This window comes from Secundilactobacillus odoratitofui DSM 19909 = JCM 15043, from assembly GCF_001434895.1.
Classification (GTDB): Bacteria; Bacillota; Bacilli; order Lactobacillales; family Lactobacillaceae; genus Secundilactobacillus; species Secundilactobacillus odoratitofui.
In genome coordinates, this window is sequence record NZ_AZEE01000027.1 from 462,017 (window position 1) to 483,510 (window position 21,494).

Here is a 21,494-nt window from a genome sequence, read left to right on the forward strand (position 1 = left end):
ACGGCCTCAAACAAGTTCTTACCTGGAACTGTCTAGCTGACCTATAATAACATTATACTACATTCTTTGGAGGCTTTTCAGATGTGTACAAGTCTAACACTCACCGCAGTAGATGGCGCAACTATCCTAGCTAGAACAATGGATTTTCCAAATATTGATCCCTGGTTGCCCACAACGCTGCCGGCAGGTACAGCTTGGCAGCCATTTTTCGGTTCAACCCAAACAACGCAATACAAGCTGGTCGGCGCAGCCCGTCACCTTGATGACCACTACTTATTTGGTGATGGCCTAAATAGCGCTGGTTTAAGCTGCGCCGAACTTTATTTTCCAAATCGTGTCCACTACTATGATGCACCGCAAAATGGTCGCATTAATCTCACGCCGCAAGACTTCATCTTGTGGGTCTTAGGTAGCCACCGCTCCATTGCGGATGTCGCAGCCGACCTTGCTAACGTGGCGTTAGTCGCACACACTTGGTTCGTTGAAAATAAGGTTTACCCCTTTCACTGGATATTAGCGGATGCTACTGGCCAAACTGCAGTCCTTGAACCCACAACGCAATCTCTTCATCTAATAGATGATCCCGTTCGTGTTCTAACTAACACGCCAGAATTAAGCGATCACTTGTCACGTTTGCAAGCGTACCTTGGCAATCCTTCTGATTTATCGGCTGCAGCCAGCGCTCAAATTGGACAACATTCCGAATTACCGACAGGTGCCATTCCAACCAACCGTTTCATTCGGACCGCGATTAACGTCATGGGCCACCGCCAACCTCAAAATCAAGCAGAGGCCCAAACGGCAGCGCAAACCTATCTCTCACAAGTCATCATTCCGGACCAACAAGACGGCCATCCGACGGCCAATCATAACTTTACCCACTACATTAGCCTATTAAATGTGACTGATCTTACCTATACTTTTGTGCCAGTCAGCCAACAAGGTGCCACTAAAACCTACCAAATCTAATCAAAATAAGCTCGGTAAAATCACTTTTTACAGCATTGCAAGTGATTTTACCGACTTTTTTTATCAAAATAACCCTAGTTTTCCCTGCTTTGTTACAATTTTGAAATATTTTCCTAAAGACTGTTATAACGGGCTTTCACGTAATCATTCACAAGTGAAATCTAGCTAAAGTTACATACAAGTGATATTCGTTAATCGAATCGATAATTCACTGCAACACTCTTGTAACTTGCAGTTGGTACACTAAGTCTCGTTAAGTTGATAGAGAGATTATTAATATTTAAAAAAGAAAAGTCAATTAAGGGGAAATTTAAAATTATGAAAAAATGGTTTATCCGACTCGCATTAACTGCAGTTGCAGTTTTAGGTTTTACAATCGCTACTAATATGACTCAACCTACAACTGCCAGTGCCGCTACTAAGTCATACTCAAAGGTTTACAAAGTTGCCAAAGCTCAACTTGGGAAGCGTTACGGTTGGGGTTCAACTGGTCCTTCATCATTTGACTGTTCAGGTTTAACGTCATACGTTTACAAGAAGGGTGCTTCAATCAAGATTCCTCGTACCGCCCAAGCACAATACAACAAGTACAAGCACGTTAAGTACGCTCACGCCAAGAAGGGTGATTTGGTCTTCTTCGGTAGCAGCGTTTGGGGCATTAGCCACGTCGGCATGTACATTGGTGGCGGCAAGATGATTGATTCTCAAAACCGCGGTGTGATTACTGAAGCCGTTAAAGCACCATGGTGGCACTATGTTGGTACCGCACGTGTTACGACCTTGTCATAATCGCTAGACCACACAATTTCATAACTTTATAATTGACCTTTGAAAAACACTTGCCTGAACTGGCAGGTGTTTTTTTGATATCATGAGAAATTTGATTCGCGCTGACGACATTTAAGGCAGCCTTTCCAACTAAAGTTGCAGTCACAGATAGTTAACACAAATTTTAATCTAACGCACTGTTAGACAAGTAATGTTATCCTACCCCATATCTAGTATATTTTTCAGAAAGTTCAGCTATATATTGTTGCTTTTTTCAAACGGATGTTCTAGGATTAACATATCGATAAAAAGGAGAATTAGCCGTGAACAAACAAAAACCGCAACAATCACATATTCAAATTACGGTTCGCTTTGTAGAGAAGCAGAACGGGAAAAAGGCCGTTTTTGACGCGCGTAAGATCTTAACCAGTCTTAATCACCTGACTCACGACGACCGGCTTATCCGTCGCATTAACGCCCTCGTGCTTGCTCAAATCGCTGGCTATGCTCAGATCGATACCGCAACGATTCGACAATTAATTATTTCGACGTTGATTCAGTTAGATCATCCAGAACTGGCCAAGCGTTACGATGAATACCGACCATCCGCTACTAAGAAGGCCCAGTTCCAACAACTTTCGTTTTTTAACTTATGAGATTGCCAAGCCATGTCATGTTGACATGGCTTTTTTGTCCGGTGAATTTAGAACTCCCCACAAAAAAACGCAGCTACCATCACTGGTAACTGCGCCATAAACATTCAATTATTATGAGCTCAATTGTGATTCAAGATCACGTAGTTCTGCAACACGCACATCACGTGGTAAGAAACGACGGATCTCTTCTTCGTTATACCCAACTTCCAAGCGCTTATCATCAAAGATAATTGGTCGCTTGATGAGGTCTGGATACTTCACAACCAAGTCGACAAGCTGACTAACAGCCAAATCGTCTAAATCGACGTGAAGTTCCTTAAAGATGTTTGAACGTGTTGAGATAATATCTTCACTACCGTTCTCAGTTAAGCGTAAAATCTGCTTAATCTCATCCGCGTTAAGTGGGTTAGACTTAATGTTTCGTTCTTTGAACGGAATGTGGTGATCTTCTAACCACGCACGAGCCTTACGACTAGATGCACTACTTGGTGCAACATATAAGTTAATCATAGTAAGCACTTCCTTCATTTCGCTTTCCCCTAGCGACAAACGTGAATGACTCGGTATCTACACCGAGTTTCTAGAAATATCGCCAACTTGTGTATCACCCAATATGATGCACAGCGGTCCAAGCGATTAACTATGGGTCATCCGAACCCGCCAAAAGTTGCAAGTCATTCTTGCTGGTAAACATAAAACTAAACCAAAAGCAAAGGTCTAACTAAACCCATTCATCAATCAGTCCCCAACACTTCATCATGAACATCCTAATCATATCATCATTATTAAAAAAATTCAAGGCAATTTTTATAGTTTTTTGCTTGTGAAAAAAGATTTATTCAAGCGAGCGCAATCGCGTACGAAGATTGTAACAACAGTGTTTTAAGTCGTATTCATTTGTGTTCATTTATAAAATAAAATTATCTGCATAAATGGTCAAATCCTAGATAAGTAGGCTTTTTGCTTGCAATTTCCACTAACTTTTTGTAATTAACGTTTAGCGATGATCATTTTTTCATCCTATTAAAATAGTTATTACAAAGTTAGCTATCTATTTGGTCCCCAATTGCGTTACAATTCTAGTAATTTATTCGGGGGAGTGACTCAAAGTGACATCTTTTTTTACTGTTCTATTACTGGTGATTGCGGCGATTGGGGCTAACATTGTTTACGCCATCTATCCCAAAATTCCACTCGCATTTTATGAAATTGGGGCCGGGGTCTTACTATCACTAGTACCTATCTTCAACAATTTTCACATCGAACCAGAAGTCTTCATGCTGATCATCATTGCACCACTCATGTTTAACGATGGGCAGTCAACGGATTTTCACACGTTAAAAAAACACTTCAATTCAACCTTATCACTTGCTGTGGTGCTCGCACTGGTGACTATTTTAGTCGGCGGGCTGCTGACTCACGCGATTTGGTCCGTATTGCCACTCACGCTGTGCTTCGCGCTGGCCGCAATCGTTACACCAACCGATGCTGTAGCGGTCTCTTCCATCACAACGAACATCGACGTGCCAGAACACGTCATGGGGTCGTTGGAAAACGAATCGCTGTTTAATGATGCATCCGGCATCGTTGCCTTAGACCTAGCCTTAACCGCCTTTACGACTGGTAAATTTTCACTTAGTCAGGGCATTGAACACTTCGTCGTTGTCTTTTTCGGTGGCATCATCGTTGGAATTATTTTGGGGATGGCGATCGTGTTCATTCGGATCTTATTCCAACGGCGTGCACTAGACACCATTGCGGTTATCTTACCTTTCAACTTACTCACACCGTTCATCGTGTATCTGGCAGCTGAACACCTTCACCTATCGGGCATTTTGGCCGTAGTTGCGGCTGGACTGGTCCACGGTATTCAGCAAAGTCGGTTACGTCTAACATCAACGCAAACTCAAGTTGTCACCAAAACTACTTGGGAGGTCGTCGCCAATTTACTAAACGGGTTTGTGTTCGTGTTGCTAGGTGCTTCCGGACCAAGCGTTTGGAATGATCTATCGGCCTCCGAAGCTGCCCACCTGCCCATTTTGGTGATCATTGCAGTGTCACTCTACCTCTTGATGGGGTTGTTACGCTTCCTTTGGTGCATGCTAAACTTAGTGACCTTAGCTGGCCGAGAAACGCGCTTAAAAGACGCATTTATTCTGTCACTTAGTGGTGTGCACGGCACCATTACGTTGGCGATGGCCTTCTCATTACCATTAGTCGTTGCCGGCCAAGCTTTCCCATATCGCAGCGCAATTATCCTGGTCGCTGGTATGATCATTTTACTCAGCTTAATTATACCAACCTTGATTTTGCCAATTGTGCTGCCAACTAAGCAGGCTGCCTTCACTCCCGAAGAATTCAGCGATCAAATGGTTCGGATGGTCAACTTCGCCATTGAGCAACTGCGGCATACTGGCCAAAATACAGCGGCCTTGCCAGCTGTTATTGAAGTGCTCAACGGTCAAAAAAATGAAAGTAAGAAAAATGCCGATTCAAGACTGGTTCACCAACTTCTCGAGCAAGCTGAACAGGCTGAACACGTTGCCGTTAACGAACTGATTGAAAATGGGGAATTACAGCCGCAAATTGGTTGGCAGTATAACCGAGCGGCCATGTTTCAAACTCAATTCGCATTTTTAAGTCCCTGGGCACGTGTTAAAATGTGGGTCCGCTTAGTTGAATTTAGATTATTCCCACACCGTGCACGAAATCATTACCAAAAGAAAGTGCAACGGTCACGTGAAGCCAAACAAGCTTGGTTAAAGGAACATGGTTACCTAGATCGGCATCAACATCATGAAAATCCAGAGCATCCCGCCAACGTTAATCACCACCAGCAACGAGAAATTCAATTAGCTAAAATAACAGGCGCACAATTGCCAGCCAACCAATCTCCCCGTCAGTCGAGAGAGCGTCCGACCTTCCAGCAGCGTCGGGAATTACGCCGCCAAACGCGCAATCGTCAGCTTAGTGAAGAAAACCGCGCTGCCTTTACCAAAGCAGGTAACGCCGGTTATAACGGTGTCATTAGTTTCTTGGACTCAATTGAAACCGATGATAATCGTCAAGAAGTTGACGTTGTGCGACATTACTACAATGTTCGTCATCAACGCTTCAATTTAACTGAATCAACCAGTGATGCGGAAAACGAACTCTTCATTATGGCCTTCCAGTTTGAATATTCATATGTCCAAACAGCCGGTAAGCAAGAGCATCTCTCCGATGAACTCATTGCCGAATTACACAAGAAAATCTCAATGGATCAACTGGTTTATATGCAAAATGGCAATTAGATAACACTGTTAACTATTAAAAATTTCAATTTGGTTACGTAACTGTTATGCTAACTTCACACTTTCTTCACATTTCAGCTTTATATTACAGACATAGCCTAATATTTGAAGAAATATTAAGTAAGCTTTTTCATTTTACTCCTCCAAAGTAAAATCAAAATTTCCGTGAACCCCATCACGAAAATGCCTACTCCTATGTGAAACCACACCCTCCCCCGGGTGTGGTTTTTTTATATTTCGTCTGGTTTAAAATTGGCTGTCACAATTGATTTATTTTGTTTTACAGCGTCAATCATCACCTTGCACCAAAACCATAAAAAATCTATAATTCTTATAAATCATGATCCGCATTTGGAGGAAAACAAAATGCTGACACTTACGATTCTTTCGACCAGCGATACACACGGTTTCATTTTTCCAACCAATTACGTGAAACCACGCGCACACATGCCCTTTGGCCTGATTCGTGCCGCTAGTGTTCTCGCTGCTGAACAGCAAGCTGCACCTGGTCCCGTTATTACCATTGATGACGGCGACTTTTTAGCTGGTTCTCCGTTAGCCTACTACGTCGCACAGGTGCAGACCCCACCTGATCCGATGCCGTTAACGCGCATCTATAACCAAATCCACTACGACGCTGCCATACTAGGCAATCACGAGTTCGACTATGGCACCGACTACCTTGAGCGGGCAATCAATACTACTGACCGACCAGTCATCAACGCTAACTTATTAGATGGCGACGGCCGGCCCTTGTTTGGCCAGCGTTATCGCATCATCGAAAAAGATGGCGTGAAGGTTGCGATTCTTGGGCTAACCACGCGCGCAGTGATGCAGTGGAAAAATCACGCCAACGTTACTGACGACGTTCATTTTCATACAGCGGTTTCAATTGCTAAAGAACTTGTGCCCTTCCTTAAAAAGATTGCGGATGTGGTCATTGTGGCTTACCACGGTGGTTTCGAGCGTAGTCTCAAAACCGGCAAACTGATTGAATCACTCAGCAACGGCGAAAACGAGGCCTATCAACTCCTTAAAGAGGTCAAAGGCATCGATGCACTGATCACCGGTCACCAACACCGCAAAATTGCGACTAACGTGTTTGACGTACCAGTTACTCAACCTGGATACCGGGGTGAAGCAGTTGGTAAAATTACGTTAGACCTGGTTCCTGCAGATGGTGGCGGGTATGTGGTCAGCTCATCTACGGCCCGCGTCATTGAAACTAAAGACGCTGTTTTCGACGAAGACGTCGCCGTGAATAGCCATCAACTGGATAAAACGGTCGATTACTGGCTGGCTGAACCACTCGCACAGATTGATGGCGACCTCACTTTTAAAAGCGCTCAACGGGCTAGAATGGACGAAACAGCCTATACTGAGTTCATCCAACGGGTGCAACTTACCACGATGGCGGCTGATATCTCTGCAACTTCACTCTTTAACAATGAGGGACATGGTTTCGAAAATCCCATTACGATGCGTAACATCATGACAAACTACGTCTATCCAGACGGCTTAGCGTTGGAATTGATCAACGGCAAAGATCTCAAAGCCGCACTTGAAAAAAGTGCCACCTATTTTTCGCTATCAGCTGATCAACAGATTATCGTTAATCCGGCCTTTTATTCCCCTAAGTTACGCCATTATAATTATGATATGTACGAAGGCATTGACTACCGTATCAACGTTGCAATGCCAATTGGTAAACGAATTGAAGCACTGACGTATCAAGGCCAGCCAGTCACTGACGATCAAATGTTTAAACTTGCCCTGAATCGCTATCGTGCCGGTGGTGGCGGCCACTATGATATGTTTAGCGCCGATAAAATTATTGCAGAAAACAAAACACCAATGAGTCAGCTTATCGCCGATTATTTGCGCCAACATCCGGTGGTAACCGCAACGGTCAACCACAATTTCGAAGTTATCAACGAACCACGTTAATTGCTATTATATTTGATTTAAATAAGACACACATTCAATCCCGTTATTGAATGTGTGTCTTATTTATTACTATTTAACTTACGCTGCGCCTTCGGCTCCCGGTTTGGGGCGTTACAAATAATTCATAACTTCAGTCGTCGTTCGAATTGTGCAAAACGAAGTAAAGCACCCCCGCAATCGCCAAATTACGGCGTTACGAAGGTGCTTTGTTTCTCTAAACTTACTTATTCACACATTAAGCACGTTTTTTCTTTTTCTTCTTAGCTGCTGGTTTATCGCCAACGTATTCAACCGCTCTTAGTTCACGAATCGTGGTAACTTTGATCTTACCAGGATACGTTAAATCACGCTCAATCTGATCCTTAACGTTTTCAGTTAACTGCGCACTGGCCTTATCGTCCAAGACTTTCGGTTGAACGACGATTCGAATCTCACGGCCAGCTTGGATAGCGTAACTCTCCTGAACCCCGTGTTGATCATTAGCGATCTTTTCGAGACTGTGTAGTCGATTAATGTACTCTTCGACTGACTCGCTCCGTGCCCCAGGTCGAGAACCTGAAACCGCATCAGCCACTGCGACCAAGGTTGAAATTGGCGAAGTCACTTCAACGTCACCGTGATGAGCAGCAATGGCGTTGATCACCACTGGATCCTCACCAAAGGCCGTTGCAAGTGCAACCCCAATCTCAACGTGAGTGCCTTCAATCTCATGATCAATAGCTTTCCCAATATCATGGAGCAGACCCGCACGTTTGGCGAGTCGAACGTCTTCACCCAGTTCAGCTGCTAACACACCAGTCATTTGGGCAACCTCAATTGAATGGTTTAAAACGTTTTGGCCGTAGGAAGTTCGATACTTCAAGCGACCAATAATCTTCATGAAATCAGGATGCATAAAGCCAATCTTCAAAAGACTGACCGCCCGCTCACCAGTTTGACGCAAATCTTTCAAGACGTCATTTTGAGCAGTTTGAACCTGTTTTTCAATGGCAGCCGCCGTAATTTTGCGCGATGCCAATAAACTTTCAATCGCAATCCGCGCTGTTTCTCGCCGGACTGGATCGTGGGTACTGATTACTAAGAGATTCGGTTGATCTGGATCAAAAATCAAGTCAGTACCAGTCAACGACTCCAGCAAACGAATGTGCTGACCTTCTCGGCCAATCAGCTTGCTTTTAGTATCGTTCGTTGGTACCAGCACGGTGTGTTCCGCATGTTCACGTGGCCAATCAACTGGTCCTCGCTGAATAGCTTCCACAATCAGGTTCCGGGCAGCCTTATCGGCAGATGCTTCCGCATTATCAGTTAATTCGCGCACGGTTACATCAGCTTCTTGTTGCAACTGGGCAGCCGTTTGATTACGAATCTGATCCTTCGCATCATTAACTGTCAGTTCAGCTCGGTTAGCAACTTCGGTTTGTCGATCAGTAAACAATTGGCGGGCTTGGCTCCGAGTTTGATTTAACTGATCACGGTTTTCATCCAACCCCGTTTGTGCGTCTTCAAGACCTTTTTGTCGTTGATCCAATCGGCTACCCATTTGTTCCAAAGTGGTTTGCCGTTGTTCTACGCGGCGCTGACGGCTCTCAATATCGGTTTGTTGATCCGCTAATTCCAACTCAGTGGCACGACGATCAGATTGAATCTCAGTTTTAGCTTTCGCCAAGTACTTTTCAGCTTGTTTAACTGCATCTTGATGGGCAGCCTGCTGAAGTGCCGTTGCTTTTTGGTTGGCTACTTCAAGTTCATGCCGACTCTGTTGGCGATGAAACAAACTACCAGCCAATAAGCCCACGACCAACGTTACAATGGTTATTATTGTCGTAATCAATTCTGCACTCCTTTCCTTTAAGTATGTGTCTCAGACAAAAGTTACACGACCTCAGATTACGCTGCTCGCTGAGTCAAAAGCCGACTTTTATCATCTATTTATCTCACGGTTAAATTTTTAAATTATCGTTAGCCAAATCCTCTTCGTCTAACCTCTCTATTATACGCTACTGAACGCGATTTCTAAAGAGGCTGTCCTCATTACGACAGACGCAACAAATTCGACTGCTAGTTAAAATACTTTGCCAGAAAAGCCTTCACAGTTTGACGATAAAGCTTAGGGGAATGCGCAAACGATTTTGCGTGTGCCGCGCCCTTAACCAACAAGAGTTGCTTTGGCCCCTTATCAGCTTGATACAGTGGGTAAACCATCTTTGTTGGTACAAACGTATCGTTCGTGCCGTGAATAAAGAGCATTGGTTTCCGGTTCTTAGCGACCTGATTGAGTGAGCTAGCTTGCTTAAAGCTGTAGCCGTTCTTAAGGTGATTAATACCACTTACCACTGGGACTAACGGGTATTCAGGGATGTTATACATTGACTTAGCCTGATACTTAATTTCATCATAAAGGCTCGTGTAGCCACAATCTTCGATAAACGCCTTCACTTGAGTGGGCGTTTTTTCACCGCTGACCATCATGGTCGTGGCACCACCCATACTCGTTCCAAACATCACGATTTGCGACTGTTTGCCGTTGCGTTGAATCACTTGGTGTATCCACTTCAGGTAGTCTAATCGATCTGGCCAGCCGTAACCAATGTAATTACCTTGGCTCTTACCGGCACCACGGTCATCTGGTAGTAAAACATTATAACCCAGCTCGTGGAAAAGACCGGCATACGCACCCATCGTGGCACTGCTGCCTGCAAACCCATGCGCAATCACAATTGTTTTGTTAGTCTGCTTGCTGGCCGGTACGTAATTCGCCACTAACTTGAAGTGACCGGTTGCGGACTGTTCATGCCAGACGTACTTCTTAGCGCTTTGATACCACGTTTTTTCGTGATAAAGCGGGTCGTTCTTCTTGACGACAGTACTGCTATTGATGAACGACTTCTTCCCCCGAGCCACTGCCATATTGTAAAAATAATACCCAGCAGACCCAATGCCAATACAAACCACACCGACAACGATTAATATCCCAATTAGCCAGTGCTTTAAACGCTTATTCACTTGTTACACCTCATTTTATTTGTTGTTAATGGGATATATCATACCACATCATGACAACCCCCTTACGCAATACAGGCACCGCTTTTACCACACAACCCAATCAATCTAACAAAACGATAGCTTGCTTTACCGCTATTTCACCATCAAAACGACAAATAAATTACTCACAAAACAGAGTGTTAGGTATACAATAGTAGCAAAGAGGTGACCTGCATGTTTTCCGAACGACTTCGAGTACTGCGCCGTGGTCAGAATTTAACATTGGACCAATTAGCGATGGCACTCAACGAATTATTTAAACCAGACGATGACCACCTGAACACTGGTGCTCAAATCGGTAACTGGGAGCGTGGCATCCGTATCCCGTCCTACATGGAGGTCCGCAAACTGGCGGAATTTTTTGATGTCACGATGGATTATTTGGCGGGAAAGGCTGAACGTGATGAGTACGACCTTAACCGGCTCTTCTTATCCGGCAAGGAGTTACGCTTCGACCACCAATTGCTTTCGTCAGACGACCGTTATGCGCTCTATCAGCTCATGGATGGTTACCTGCATGGCAAGTTACGACGCACCACAGCTCCCGAACCCGATGACACACCCATTACACATCAAGAATCCCTTGAACTTGACTTGGGACTCGATATTGACTCTACGACAACCGATTAACCAAACAACGCGTCATTTTGACTTAAACAGCCAAATGGCGCGTTTGTGTATGGAGGATACTGATGAACCCAAAGCAAAAGAAAAAGTTACTTAAAAAAGCACGCCAACAACATACCATTCGCCCAAGCGGTTATATTGAAACGCTCCAGCGATACAACGTCTTGTTTAATGATTTTCCAACGATTAAGGTATTGATCAACAATGCGTTACAAGCGGATCGTTTATTAAAACAGGGCTTATTGCCACAAACTTTACCTGAAATGTTGTTGCCAGATGATACCCAAGACGTGATTTTCAAGGCCCTCAATCAACAATATCCCGCGGGTGATTCAGCTGGTGATCAACGCTGGAACCAGCTTTCTGATGCATTACCAGATTTAGACACAAAACTCCGTAACTTTCGAGACTACTTGGAAGAAACGTATGGCATGTGGGCGTACATCTCTGCGCCCTTCGTTAAGGACTTAGCTGATTTTATCGATGGCCGGCCTACCCTTGAAGTCATGGCAGGTAATGGTTACGTCTCAAAGGGTTTGCGTGACAACCACCAGATGGTTTACGCCACCGACAGTCTTGATTGGAAAAAAGAAAACCAAACTGGTCGACACCCCGTCACTGAAGTTGAACAACTCAGTGCCAGTGACGCGTTTACCAAATACCAAGACCAAGTCGAAGTGATCGTCATGGTCTGGTCGCCAGACGGTCTCGAAATTGACTGGCAGCTCCTGCAACAAATTCGCGCTGCAAAGAAGGACTATGACTTCATCGTAATTGGTGAGCAAAACGGTGCGACCGATTCTAAAGCTTTTTGGCAAAACGCTGAATTGATCAACTCACCCGCAGTAACACAGCTGAATCGCCATTTTCAATCCTTCGACCTGATTCATGATCAAGTTTTCCTCGTTAAGTAAACCTACGCAGTACTATTCGCAACTGTTTTAGACAATAAATGACGAAGAGAGTGGGCAAAAACTCGGTTAGGTCCCAGAATAGAAGTGAGAAAATCGTGGATTCCTGATTTGTAGGAATCCACGATTTTTTCGCTTCTATGGCCGGGGCCTGAGTTTTGGCGCATGTTTAGACTAGATAACAGTCCTGAGATAAAGTGAAATGTTTAACTCACTTCGAGTTAACAAATTAATTCGATGCTTACCAATAAGGACTTTTCCCCAACCTCTTCGCCATTTTCAATTCAAGCTCATTACGCGTTTATCAGTCTGTTTCATGATCGATTGCGTATTGCTTACGACCACCTGGTTTAGGAATCTGGTCACCCATCATCATATTGAAACCACCATCAACCGGTAAAGCCGCGCCGTTCACGTAACTTGCACGGTCACTAGCTAGAAATAACACGCCATCGGCGATATCTTGAACAGTGCCAATTCGCTTATTGGCGGTCAGTTTCTTACGACCATTTTCTACTTCTGGATCAGCATAAAATGGCATCGACATTGGTGTTTTGACCAGACATGGCATCAAGACGTTACTACGGACGCCATACTGTCCCCACTCAGCGGCAATCTGCTTAGAGAGCATGTTGACACCCGCCTTACTTGTACTGTACGCACCACTATACGTTTCTGGCGCTAATGACGCCACCGTTGAGATGTGTACCATACTACCATGTCCCTGAGCCTTCATGACTTTACCAAAAGTCTGGGCCGTCAAGAAGTAGCCGTCCAAGTTCACCTTCAACACTTGTTGCCAAGTCTCATACTTCAAGTCTTCTAGTGGTGCAAATTTTAAAATACCGGCTGTATTCACCAAGACATCAATGCGGCCAGCCTCTGCTACGATTGAACGACTCGCCGCTTCAACAGCCGCTGGATCCGTCACATCGCAGTTTTCAACGTACACCGTAGCACCGGTTTCAGTTTCGAGTTTCTGCTTCAAAGCGGCCAAGGCCGCCGCTTTGATATCGATCAAAACAACCACCGCACCCTGTTTAGCAAATTCAAAACAAATTTTTTCACCCATACCACCAGTAGCACCTGTGACAACACAGACCTGATTCGTTAATTTTAACCAAGATTCACTCATCATCATCCACCCCTATCTCTTTACTTATATCATATGCCAAAAACGGCCCCTTGGAAGCAATCATTTGATTGCTCAGGGGGGCCGTTTACTTCAGAATCCCTCTAGGGCGTCCGATTATTTGGCTAATTCTAAATCTTCACTATTAATGAATGTCAGGAAGCGACCGAAGCATAACTTCAAGAAGCTGACACTACCGGCATCAGTGATTTGATTGTTTTCATTAATGTTGGCACCGCCTTGTGGCAACATAAATTCGTTACCTGGCATAACTTGCGCATCAACCCCTGGTGCATCCAGAATTTGACGTAAGTTCATTTGTGCACGGACAGTCCCTTGAATCCCAAGTGATGTCCCAACAATCATGACTGGCTTGTTCTTGAATGGGTGGGTTGCACATGATAACCATTCAATCGCACTCTTCAAGGCAGCTGGCACAGCGTGATCGTACTCTGGCACTGCGATGATCACACCATCAGCGTCTTCAATTTTTTCTGTTAATTCGTTAACACAGTCTGGCGCATCTGCTACTAAGTCTTCATTGAACATTGGCAAATCTTTAATTTCGCAAATATCAATGTTAGCTTGGGCACTAAACATGTCCTTCATCGCATATAACAATTGACGGTTGTACGATTTTGAAGCGTTAGTCCCAACCAAGGCAACCAAGTTCACATCATCGGCACCCTTTTGCTTTAATTCATCAGCGTTTTCGGCAGCCTTTGCGCCAGCAAAGTACCCAGATGAAATGCCCCAACTGTTCATCATACTTGGCATTGAATCATGACCGTTGGCACCACCAGCAACTTCACCAGCAGCGAAGTAGTTGGCGACGTCCTTGTCTTGACGGTCAACTAACTGCATGGTCTTAGTATCGACACTGAAACCACCAAGTGTCGTAGCGAAACGACCGCGTTGTTCAACAATGTAGTAAGTGTCGCCTTCAAAGTCGTGTAAGAATTTCTTATCACGACCAAATTCAGTGTCATCACCAGTGGCGACAGCTTGCTTATAGCTAGCAAGGGTTTCCTTCAAACCATCTAAATCAACACCAGCTTGGGCGGCAACTTCTGATAAGCTACCTTTAGCAAAGACCGGCTTCTTGTCCTTTTCATCGAAGAACTGCTTGATTTCTTTTTCGGTGAAGTCATGTAATACCAGTAACTTATAGACTTCTTTCCAAGTCCGTTCGTCCATCAACATGTAGGCAATTTTGTCAGGTTGTGCCAAAATTGCATCTCTGAATTCGGTGTATACGTCGGATTCGTTGACGATCCGCTTCCCCTTTGTGTTGACGTAAAGGGCACCCATATCAGTTGCTTGCTTAGAAGCATAGGTGGTTAACTTGGCAATTCCTGGTTCAGTTTCAACACCATGAGGATAAACCTTGTACCAGTCCAGATTGTGAGTCTTCAAGTTCAAGTCAGCGTTGAACAAGTAAGCATCACCAGTCGCAGTCATTGGACCGTAGTAATCAATGCCTTCGCTTTCAGGGCCACGCATCTTCTGGTTGGCACCAAAACCACCAGCAGCTAAGACGATTGAATGGGCCTTGATTTTAACCGTTTCGTTTTGGGCTTCAGCAACTAAACCGTTGACTTCACCGGCACGGTTAAAGGTCAAAGATTCAACTCGTGTACCAAGTAATACCTTACCGCCACGATTCTTGAAGGCTTTCGTTACTTTATCAATGAATTCGTAACTACTTGCAGATGGTAATTCAATTTGACGTTCTACAGAATGTTCTGGTGTTTGAGTTTGGGCCTTTTGGTAATGTAGGTCAGCAAATTCACTGATAAAATCAATTGCAGGGCCAATGTTATCGGCCATCAATTGTGTCATATCAGGTAAGTTCGTGTTTTTACTTTCACGTGCAACGTCATCAGCTAACCGTTGTGGGGTATCGTCGTTTTGACCGAGTGCATTAGTCGAAGTCCGTGAACCAGTACCAACCACGTTAGATCCGTTTAAAATCGTGGCACCACCCATATAACCGTTCTTTTCAACTAAAATAACTTTTTGGCCCATTGCGAGCGCACGGCTACCAGCAACCAAGCCGGCTTCACCACCACCGATAATAACAACGTCAGCTTTTAAACGAGTTGTTTGGTGAGCAGTTTCCTTTTGAGGTACTGGTGTCAGTGCAACATCTTCAGCCGCAACTGCTTCCTTGGCAGAATCCAAAATTGCTTGGGTCATCACCGTTGCACCACTCACAGCATCCACGTCAAATGATTGTTGTGAAATCACGTTATCTTTTAACTTATCAATGACTTGGTTAAAAATACCTGATGTTTCAGAATGCTTCAAAATCTTCAAATCTTCAATTTTGTTGTCATTCACATCAACTTCATACTTAATAATGCCGTTATGGCCGGTGGCTTCACCTTGGATGTGCTTTTCTTGATCACTCATTTAAGTTCGCTCCTTTACTGGGCCTTTGTTATAGAAATAATCTATATGTGTTTAGAAAACAATCATTTTTATCTATCATTTAAGTAAAGCTAAGGGCCAAGCGTCCCATTGGTCAAAGGACGGTGTCGGCCTCAGCTAGTTGCAATTAGTCTGTCAGTTTCAAATCTTGTAAATCATTTTTCATGTGAGTCAGTGGAATTTGGCCTGGCGCTGAAGCAGCACCAACCGTACCGAAGCTAACGGCTGAACCGAAGACTTCACCGGCAATTCGGGAAACTTTACCCAAATCAGCCATTGACATGGTAATGACCGGTTGACTCAAAGCAACGTCCGCTTGGCGAGTTGCAGTCAATAAAGTCAAAACGTCTTCAACAGATTGTGGCATTACAGCCATCTTAGGAACATCTGCTCCGAACTCTGCCATGCTGGTTAAACGACCAACAATGTCATCTGCAGATGGTGTTTTATCAAAGTCATGGTTACTCATCACAACAACGACATTTGCATCATGTGCTTTCTTAACAAGGCCCTTAACGCTAGCCTCATCGTGGAAACGTTCAACATCTAAGGCATCGGTGTAACCACCAGCAACCACGTTTTCGCAAATTGCAAAGTAGGTTTCATCGTCTAAGGCAAGCTCGCCACCTTCGCCCTTTGTCCGGAAGGTTGTTAATAATGCAAGATCTCCCAGAGTATCGCGAAGCTTTTTACCAGTTTCAGTCAACTTGGCAGCGTCCGTAACGCCTTCGTAGTAATCGATTCGCCATTCAACTAAATCCGGTTCAGCTGCTTTAACAGCAGCAGCTTGTTCTAAGATAGCTTCTTGCGTTGAACCCGTGACTGGCACGGCAATCTTTGGCCGGCCACTACCCAAAACGGTGTTTCCTAATTTAACTGTTTGCTTTGCCAATTTCAGCAGCCCCTTTATCTGATTTAAATAAGTGACGGTAACGAATCGTGATCAACACTGCAAGTACGAAACCAATCAAGGCGATGACAACGTCGAAGAGGAAAATGTTGGCTAAGTTGCTGGCCATCATCCCAGTGAACAATGGAATCGTAAATGAAGCAATCGATCCTGCGGTGTAAAAGGCACCCGTGATGGCCCCTTTGCCCTTTGGGAAGAAGGATGACATAACAGTCAAACCAAGTTGCATAACCCCACCAGCGGCAGAGAAACCAACTACGAAGGACATAATCGAGCAAATTAATGCGGTTGGGAACAGGTACATCAACAGAAGTGACAAGAATGATAAGCAAGTATATACGCCTAAGAAGGAAATTTCCTTAACAGCCTTCTTGGCTAAGACGGCCGTTACCAGCACACAGACGATTGAACCTAAACTGTAGTAACTGATTAAGGCACGTGAACTGGTATCACCCATTTTGGCAATTGAAGCACCGTATTGGCTCAACCATTGACTAACCAAGTAGAACGTTGCTTGAGAAATGTAGCCGTAAAGAACAAATAGCGTTCCATCTAACCATAAGTTACCAGGTGTTTTTTCTTCTTTACCGTCTTCAGTAACAACTTCTTCTTCAACTGGTGCGTCTGAGTTAGGTGCTGGGAATTTACCAGCAGTGATGATGAAGATCACACTGAGCAACAGGATGGCGATACATACAACGAATGACCAACCATACCAAATCTTGCTAGCAACTAAGAAACTAACGAACAATGGGAGTAAGAATTGACCACCTGAGATAAAGGCTTTCAAAACGACGTTGGCCGTCCCTTTTTCCTTTGGGAACATTTCCATCAAGGCTGGATAAGTCCCTGAATCAAGGAAGGAGTTAGCCATCCCGGCTAATATCCCGAAAATGTACGCGATGACAATTGTCTTACTCAACATGATGCCCGCAAAGAACAGGATGTAGGTGAAGACCCCTAAGACAACGAATGGCTTACGACCAAACTTATCAGAAAGCATCCCTGAAACAAGCAGGACGATCAAACGACCAATCCCAAGTGAACTGATAACAACAGCGACACCGCCAGCATTAGTTCCCCACTGCTTAGCTAAAGCAGCCATGTTTTGCGCAAGAATGATAACACCCATACCATGAACGAAGTAGTTCATGTAAAGACTAATGGCCGTGGGCATGTACTTGTTTTTCATAATGATTCCCCTCGTCTATTAAACAACCTATTTAGTGGCAGCAGCGTCTTCGTCAAATAAGATGTGACGAATGTAGTCAACTGGCATATCTTCCCCAGTCCAAAGCTTGAAGGCAGCAGCACCTTGTTCGAGCATCATACCCAAACCATTGAAGACGTGTTCAACACCGGCTTCTTCGGCAACTTCCATCAACTTAGTGGTCCGTGGTGCGTAAACTGTATCAAAGACAACGAGGTCTTTACGTAACCATGAAGGGTCACTAACTAAAGTTTGACCTTCAAGTGGGTTCATCCCAACACTAGTTGCATCGGCATAGATAAAGGCACTGTCGATTTCCTTCTTGAAGTCATCTTGGTCTTCAAGGTGGTGTAAGGTTGCCTTGCAATCAGTCTTTTCGTTGATCAAATCAACGTTACGCTGTGCTTGTGCTAAAAATTCATCATCACGGTTAAAGATTGAAATTTCTTTAACGCCGTCTAGGGCACATTGGATTGCAATGGCAGTACCGGCACCACCGGCACCAGCTAAGGTCATCTTCTTACCGCGAATATCGATACCTTCGTCATCAAGTGACTTGATCATACCAATTCCGTCAGTCGTATAACCGGTCAAAACACCGTGATCGTTAACAACGGTGTTAACGGCACCAATCATTTCAGTAGCAGGATCCAATTTGTCTAATAGTGGAATAACTTTTTGCTTGTTAGGCATTGAAATGTTTGACCCGCGCATGTCCAAAGTCCGGATGGCGTTAATCGCATCTGGCAATCCATCATTTGTGATTTCGAATGCAAGATATGCAAAGTTCAAACCTAACTTATCAAAAGCGTGGTTGTGCATAGTTGGTGACATTGAATGACGAATAGGATAAGCCATCAGGCCGATTAAGATTGTGTGTCCATCTAGTTGATTTAACATGAGAAATTCCTCCTACGAGATTTAGATTTAAAAATAATTGCTAATTGTTACTCAATTCACTTGTCATGTTAGCACTTACATTTGATATAATAAATAATAAGGAGTAGAGATATTGATAGAATAATTCTATTTATGAACAGGAGTGCCTGAATATGAACCTTCGCCATCTTGAATTTTTTAAAGTTCTTGCCCATACGCAACACATGTCTAAAGCGGCAGAACAGTTAGGAATATCCCAGCCTTCACTGAGTTACGCCATCAAAAAACTAGAAGAAGAACTGGGTGTACCACTTTTTGAACCAGACGGTCGTAACATTAAATTGACCCATCTAGGCAAAGAATACCTCAAGTACATTAATGCCGGTCTTAACAGCCTAGATCAAGGCAATGCAATCATTCACCAGCTCAATAACCCGAATGAAGGTCACGTTAACTTGGGCTTTACCTACACAATGGGTCAACAACTTGCCCCGGAATTGATGCACGGCTTCAGCCAACAACCCGATAATGAAAAGATCACCTTTACACTTGGCCAAAGCAATACACACCATTTATTGGAAGATTTACTCACTGATCGGTACGATGTAGTGCTCTCATCATACGTTGATCGCATTAACGACATTGAATCAGACAGTCTATTTGATTTCATTCCCATCGTTCGTCAAGAAATTAAAGCCGCTTTACCGATCAACCATCCGTTGGCTGATAAAGAAGACCTACAACTCACTGACCTTGCACCCTTTGACATCATCATGTTCTCAAAACGAAGTGGCTTACGACCTCTGATGGATCAGTTCTTCAATCAAGCTGGCTTTAGACCTAAGATCAAGTATGAGATTGAGGAGGATCACACCATCATTGGCTTAGTTCAATATGGTATGGGCGTCGCACTCGTGCCTAACCTACCACAACTGGATCAAAGTCAGGTGGTACTGCGTCACTTACTGGGGATGAATCTTGATCATCAGTTGTACTTGGTCACTCGAAAGAACCATTTTTTGACACCATCCGTTCAACGTTTCAATCAATTTGTCCGCACTTATTGCCGACAAAACTTTGCTGGTCAGCATCGGTTACTTTAGTCACTACCACTACGTGAAAGCGGTGCTGCGGTTGCTGTGGGACCGTTTCCAACCGCTCCGCGTTTTCCAACTCGGTTTTGAGCCTCAAACAACGAGTCTCAAAACCGTCCAGTGTCAGTAAGCGCTAAAGCGCCAACTGACACTTGTCACTGCAACCGCAGCACCGTTTTGCCTCCGTTATCGTTACAAAATGACGTAATGGAAATCAATGGTAATAGTACTTAAAAAGCCTGTCCTCGTACTTGAGGACAGGCTTTTTAAGTAACATGTTAAACCATCTGTTCGGTCTGACTTGTCGTTTTAGGCTGGTGTTTCAGCATCGTCATGACCGTGACGCTGCAAATAATACCAACCAAGGCAATCAAGACATCAAACCACATAATGTTGTGGATGCTCGTTTTAGAAATAATCGCTGTAAAAACTGGAATTGAAAATGAGGCGATTGCGCCCGCAGTATTGTAAATACCAGTGATTTTTCCCTTTGCTCGAGGGAAAACGGTCCCCATAATCGTCAAACCAATTTGCATGACTCCGCTGGCCGCTGAGCAGCCGATAATGAATGAACCAATCATCATTAAGGCTAAGTTCGGGAACATTGCCATGACAAGTAAGGTTACAAACGAGATAATGGTGTCCACCAACATAAACCAAACCGGTTTAATGACTCGTTCGACCAACGAGACGGTAAAGATCACACCCAGAATCGAACCGACGCTATAGACACTGACCAGAAGTCGAGCATGCACCATGTTCAAGCCAACGACACTATAACCATATTGGGTTAGCCACTGGCTAATGAGATAAAAGGTCGCCATTGAGATGTAACCAAACACCGTTAACACGGTGCCTAAAATCCACTGATGAGCAGTGATTCGGGGCTTTTTAGTCGCCGTTTTATCCTCAGCAACCGTCATCGTGCTCTCAACTTCTGGTGCTGGCACAGTATTCATTGGTGGGAATTCTCGGTGCCATAAGAAAACGAAGTTCACTAACATGGCAACTGCACAAAAGATAAACGACCAGCCATACCACAAATTGAAATTTTCCAAAGTTGCCACAAAAATAGGCAAGATCAATTCACCAATCGAGGCAAACGCCTTGATTAAAATATTGGCCGCCGCTTGTTTGTTTGGATAAAGTTCCATCAACGCCGGATAGGTCCCAGTATCAAGAAACGAATTTGCCATTCCTGCTAAAATACCGAAGAAATAGGCCGTGTAAACATTTCGGGAACCCACAATTCCAACGAAGAAACAAACGTAAGTCACGATACCAATCTTAACGAATAACCGTCGACCGAATCGATCAGACAAACTACCGGCAATGTATAGCACTAAAAGCCGGCCAATACCAAGTGACGAAATTACCATAGAAACGCCCGCATCGCCAACGTGCCACTGGCGACCGAGAACCGTCATGTTTTGCGCTAAAATCACGATTGCCATCCCGTGAACTAAGTAGTCCAAATAGAGGCAAATCGTTGTCTTCATCCGCTCTGCTCGAGACATCGCTATCACCTGTACCCTGATTAGAATTTGAATTGAGTAACAAAGTACAAATGTTCAAAGCTTAACAATATTAACTACATTAAAGGCTGTTTAACCTACTTTGTCA

Annotated in this window: 17 protein-coding genes; 8 read left to right on the forward strand and 9 right to left on the reverse strand. The window is 44.1% G+C overall.

The genetic code is table 11. From position 1 onward, the window contains the following. Nucleotides 1–81: 81 nt before the first annotated feature. From FD04_RS04440 to FD04_RS04450, 3 genes are all read left to right on the forward strand, one after another. The gene (locus tag FD04_RS04440) at nucleotides 82–969 is read left to right on the forward strand and encodes a linear amide C-N hydrolase (RefSeq protein WP_056947323.1); all 888 of its coding nucleotides are present in this window, start codon (nucleotides 82–84) and stop codon (nucleotides 967–969) included. Nucleotides 970–1,287: 318 nt separating this feature from the next. After that, nucleotides 1,288–1,758, forward strand: a complete 471-nt coding sequence (locus FD04_RS04445; RefSeq protein ID WP_056947327.1) for a C40 family peptidase — start codon at nucleotides 1,288–1,290, stop codon at nucleotides 1,756–1,758. Between the two features lie 302 nt (nucleotides 1,759–2,060). Then, nucleotides 2,061–2,393: an ATP cone domain-containing protein gene (locus tag FD04_RS04450; RefSeq protein WP_054699042.1), complete on the forward strand. Its 333-nt coding sequence runs from the start codon at nucleotides 2,061–2,063 to the stop codon at nucleotides 2,391–2,393. Nucleotides 2,394–2,504: 111 nt separating this feature from the next. On the opposite strand, the gene spx is transcribed toward FD04_RS04450, so the two are convergent. Then, complete coding sequence (gene spx / locus FD04_RS04455) at nucleotides 2,505–2,903, reverse strand: transcriptional regulator Spx (protein WP_054699615.1); 399 nt, start codon at nucleotides 2,901–2,903, stop codon at nucleotides 2,505–2,507. Between the two features lie 599 nt (nucleotides 2,904–3,502). Between spx and FD04_RS04460 the strand changes: the two genes are divergently transcribed. Continuing rightward, nucleotides 3,503–5,686: a cation:proton antiporter gene (locus tag FD04_RS04460; protein WP_056947330.1), complete on the forward strand. Its 2,184-nt coding sequence runs from the start codon at nucleotides 3,503–3,505 to the stop codon at nucleotides 5,684–5,686. 369 nt (nucleotides 5,687–6,055) lie between these two features. Further along, the gene (locus tag FD04_RS04465; RefSeq protein WP_056947503.1) at nucleotides 6,056–7,633 is read left to right on the forward strand and encodes a bifunctional metallophosphatase/5'-nucleotidase; all 1,578 of its coding nucleotides are present in this window, start codon (nucleotides 6,056–6,058) and stop codon (nucleotides 7,631–7,633) included. Between the two features lie 235 nt (nucleotides 7,634–7,868). On the opposite strand, the gene rny is transcribed toward FD04_RS04465, so the two are convergent. Together rny and FD04_RS04475 are read right to left on the reverse strand one after the other, a co-directional pair. After that, on the reverse strand, nucleotides 7,869–9,464 hold the full coding sequence (gene rny / locus FD04_RS04470) for a ribonuclease Y (protein ID WP_056947333.1): 1,596 nt from the start codon (nucleotides 9,462–9,464) through the stop codon (nucleotides 7,869–7,871). A 227-nt stretch (nucleotides 9,465–9,691) separates the two neighbouring features. Next, nucleotides 9,692–10,636 (reverse strand): alpha/beta hydrolase, encoded by a 945-nt coding sequence (locus tag FD04_RS04475; RefSeq protein ID WP_056947335.1) that lies wholly within the window; start codon nucleotides 10,634–10,636, stop codon nucleotides 9,692–9,694. A 213-nt stretch (nucleotides 10,637–10,849) separates the two neighbouring features. Between FD04_RS04475 and FD04_RS04480 the strand changes: the two genes are divergently transcribed. Both FD04_RS04480 and FD04_RS04485 read left to right on the forward strand, forming a co-directional pair. Beyond that, nucleotides 10,850–11,305 carry a helix-turn-helix domain-containing protein gene (locus tag FD04_RS04480; protein WP_054699032.1) on the forward strand — a complete coding sequence of 152 codons (456 nt, stop codon included), beginning with the start codon at nucleotides 10,850–10,852 and terminating at the stop codon, nucleotides 11,303–11,305. Nucleotides 11,306–11,367: 62 nt separating this feature from the next. Further along, nucleotides 11,368–12,216: a hypothetical protein gene (locus FD04_RS04485; protein ID WP_056947340.1), complete on the forward strand. Its 849-nt coding sequence runs from the start codon at nucleotides 11,368–11,370 to the stop codon at nucleotides 12,214–12,216. A 301-nt stretch (nucleotides 12,217–12,517) separates the two neighbouring features. Here the strand turns inward: FD04_RS04485 and FD04_RS04490 are convergent, their stop codons facing one another. The 5 genes from FD04_RS04490 to FD04_RS04510 all read right to left on the reverse strand — a co-directional run bounded on the left by FD04_RS04490 (nucleotide 12,518) and on the right by FD04_RS04510 (nucleotide 18,798). Beyond that, nucleotides 12,518–13,348, reverse strand: coding sequence for an SDR family NAD(P)-dependent oxidoreductase (locus FD04_RS04490; RefSeq protein ID WP_056947505.1), 831 nt, complete (start codon nucleotides 13,346–13,348; stop codon nucleotides 12,518–12,520). A 114-nt stretch (nucleotides 13,349–13,462) separates the two neighbouring features. Further along, nucleotides 13,463–15,760: an FAD-dependent oxidoreductase gene (locus tag FD04_RS04495; protein ID WP_056947343.1), complete on the reverse strand. Its 2,298-nt coding sequence runs from the start codon at nucleotides 15,758–15,760 to the stop codon at nucleotides 13,463–13,465. A gap of 145 nt (nucleotides 15,761–15,905) precedes the next feature. Continuing rightward, the gene (aroD, locus tag FD04_RS04500) at nucleotides 15,906–16,670 is read right to left on the reverse strand and encodes a type I 3-dehydroquinate dehydratase (RefSeq protein WP_054699030.1); all 765 of its coding nucleotides are present in this window, start codon (nucleotides 16,668–16,670) and stop codon (nucleotides 15,906–15,908) included. Continuing rightward, entirely contained in the window at nucleotides 16,651–17,880 is a 1,230-nt protein-coding gene (locus FD04_RS04505; protein WP_056947346.1) for an MFS transporter, read from the reverse strand. The genes aroD and FD04_RS04505 overlap by 20 nt, the downstream gene beginning before the upstream one ends. 27 nt (nucleotides 17,881–17,907) lie before the next feature. After that, on the reverse strand, nucleotides 17,908–18,798 hold the full coding sequence (locus FD04_RS04510) for a shikimate dehydrogenase (RefSeq protein ID WP_054699028.1): 891 nt from the start codon (nucleotides 18,796–18,798) through the stop codon (nucleotides 17,908–17,910). Between the two features lie 152 nt (nucleotides 18,799–18,950). Between FD04_RS04510 and FD04_RS04515 the strand changes: the two genes are divergently transcribed. Continuing rightward, the gene (locus FD04_RS04515; protein ID WP_056947349.1) at nucleotides 18,951–19,880 is read left to right on the forward strand and encodes a LysR family transcriptional regulator; all 930 of its coding nucleotides are present in this window, start codon (nucleotides 18,951–18,953) and stop codon (nucleotides 19,878–19,880) included. A gap of 269 nt (nucleotides 19,881–20,149) precedes the next feature. Here FD04_RS04515 and FD04_RS04520 read toward each other — a convergent pair whose 3' ends face one another. Next, nucleotides 20,150–21,388: an MFS transporter gene (locus FD04_RS04520; protein WP_056947352.1), complete on the reverse strand. Its 1,239-nt coding sequence runs from the start codon at nucleotides 21,386–21,388 to the stop codon at nucleotides 20,150–20,152. Nucleotides 21,389–21,494 lie beyond the last annotated feature (106 nt).

Excerpts from the sequence above, each read along its gene's own strand:
- FD04_RS04440 (WP_056947323.1), top strand. The coding sequence starts at position 82 with ATGTGTACAAGTCTAACACTCACCGCAGTAGATGGCGCAACTATCCTA.
- FD04_RS04445 (WP_056947327.1), top strand. The coding sequence starts at position 1,288 with ATGAAAAAATGGTTTATCCGACTCGCATTAACTGCAGTTGCAGTTTTA.
- spx (WP_054699615.1), bottom strand. The coding sequence starts at position 2,903 with ATGATTAACTTATATGTTGCACCAAGTAGTGCATCTAGTCGTAAGGCT.
- FD04_RS04480 (WP_054699032.1), top strand. The coding sequence starts at position 10,850 with ATGTTTTCCGAACGACTTCGAGTACTGCGCCGTGGTCAGAATTTAACA.
- FD04_RS04485 (WP_056947340.1), top strand. The coding sequence starts at position 11,368 with ATGAACCCAAAGCAAAAGAAAAAGTTACTTAAAAAAGCACGCCAACAA.
- FD04_RS04490 (WP_056947505.1), bottom strand. The coding sequence starts at position 13,348 with ATGAGTGAATCTTGGTTAAAATTAACGAATCAGGTCTGTGTTGTCACA.
- FD04_RS04495 (WP_056947343.1), bottom strand. The coding sequence starts at position 15,760 with ATGAGTGATCAAGAAAAGCACATCCAAGGTGAAGCCACCGGCCATAAC.
- FD04_RS04505 (WP_056947346.1), bottom strand. The coding sequence starts at position 17,880 with ATGAAAAACAAGTACATGCCCACGGCCATTAGTCTTTACATGAACTAC.
- FD04_RS04510 (WP_054699028.1), bottom strand. The coding sequence starts at position 18,798 with ATGTTAAATCAACTAGATGGACACACAATCTTAATCGGCCTGATGGCT.
- FD04_RS04515 (WP_056947349.1), top strand. The coding sequence starts at position 18,951 with ATGAACCTTCGCCATCTTGAATTTTTTAAAGTTCTTGCCCATACGCAA.
- FD04_RS04520 (WP_056947352.1), bottom strand. The coding sequence starts at position 21,388 with ATGTCTCGAGCAGAGCGGATGAAGACAACGATTTGCCTCTATTTGGAC.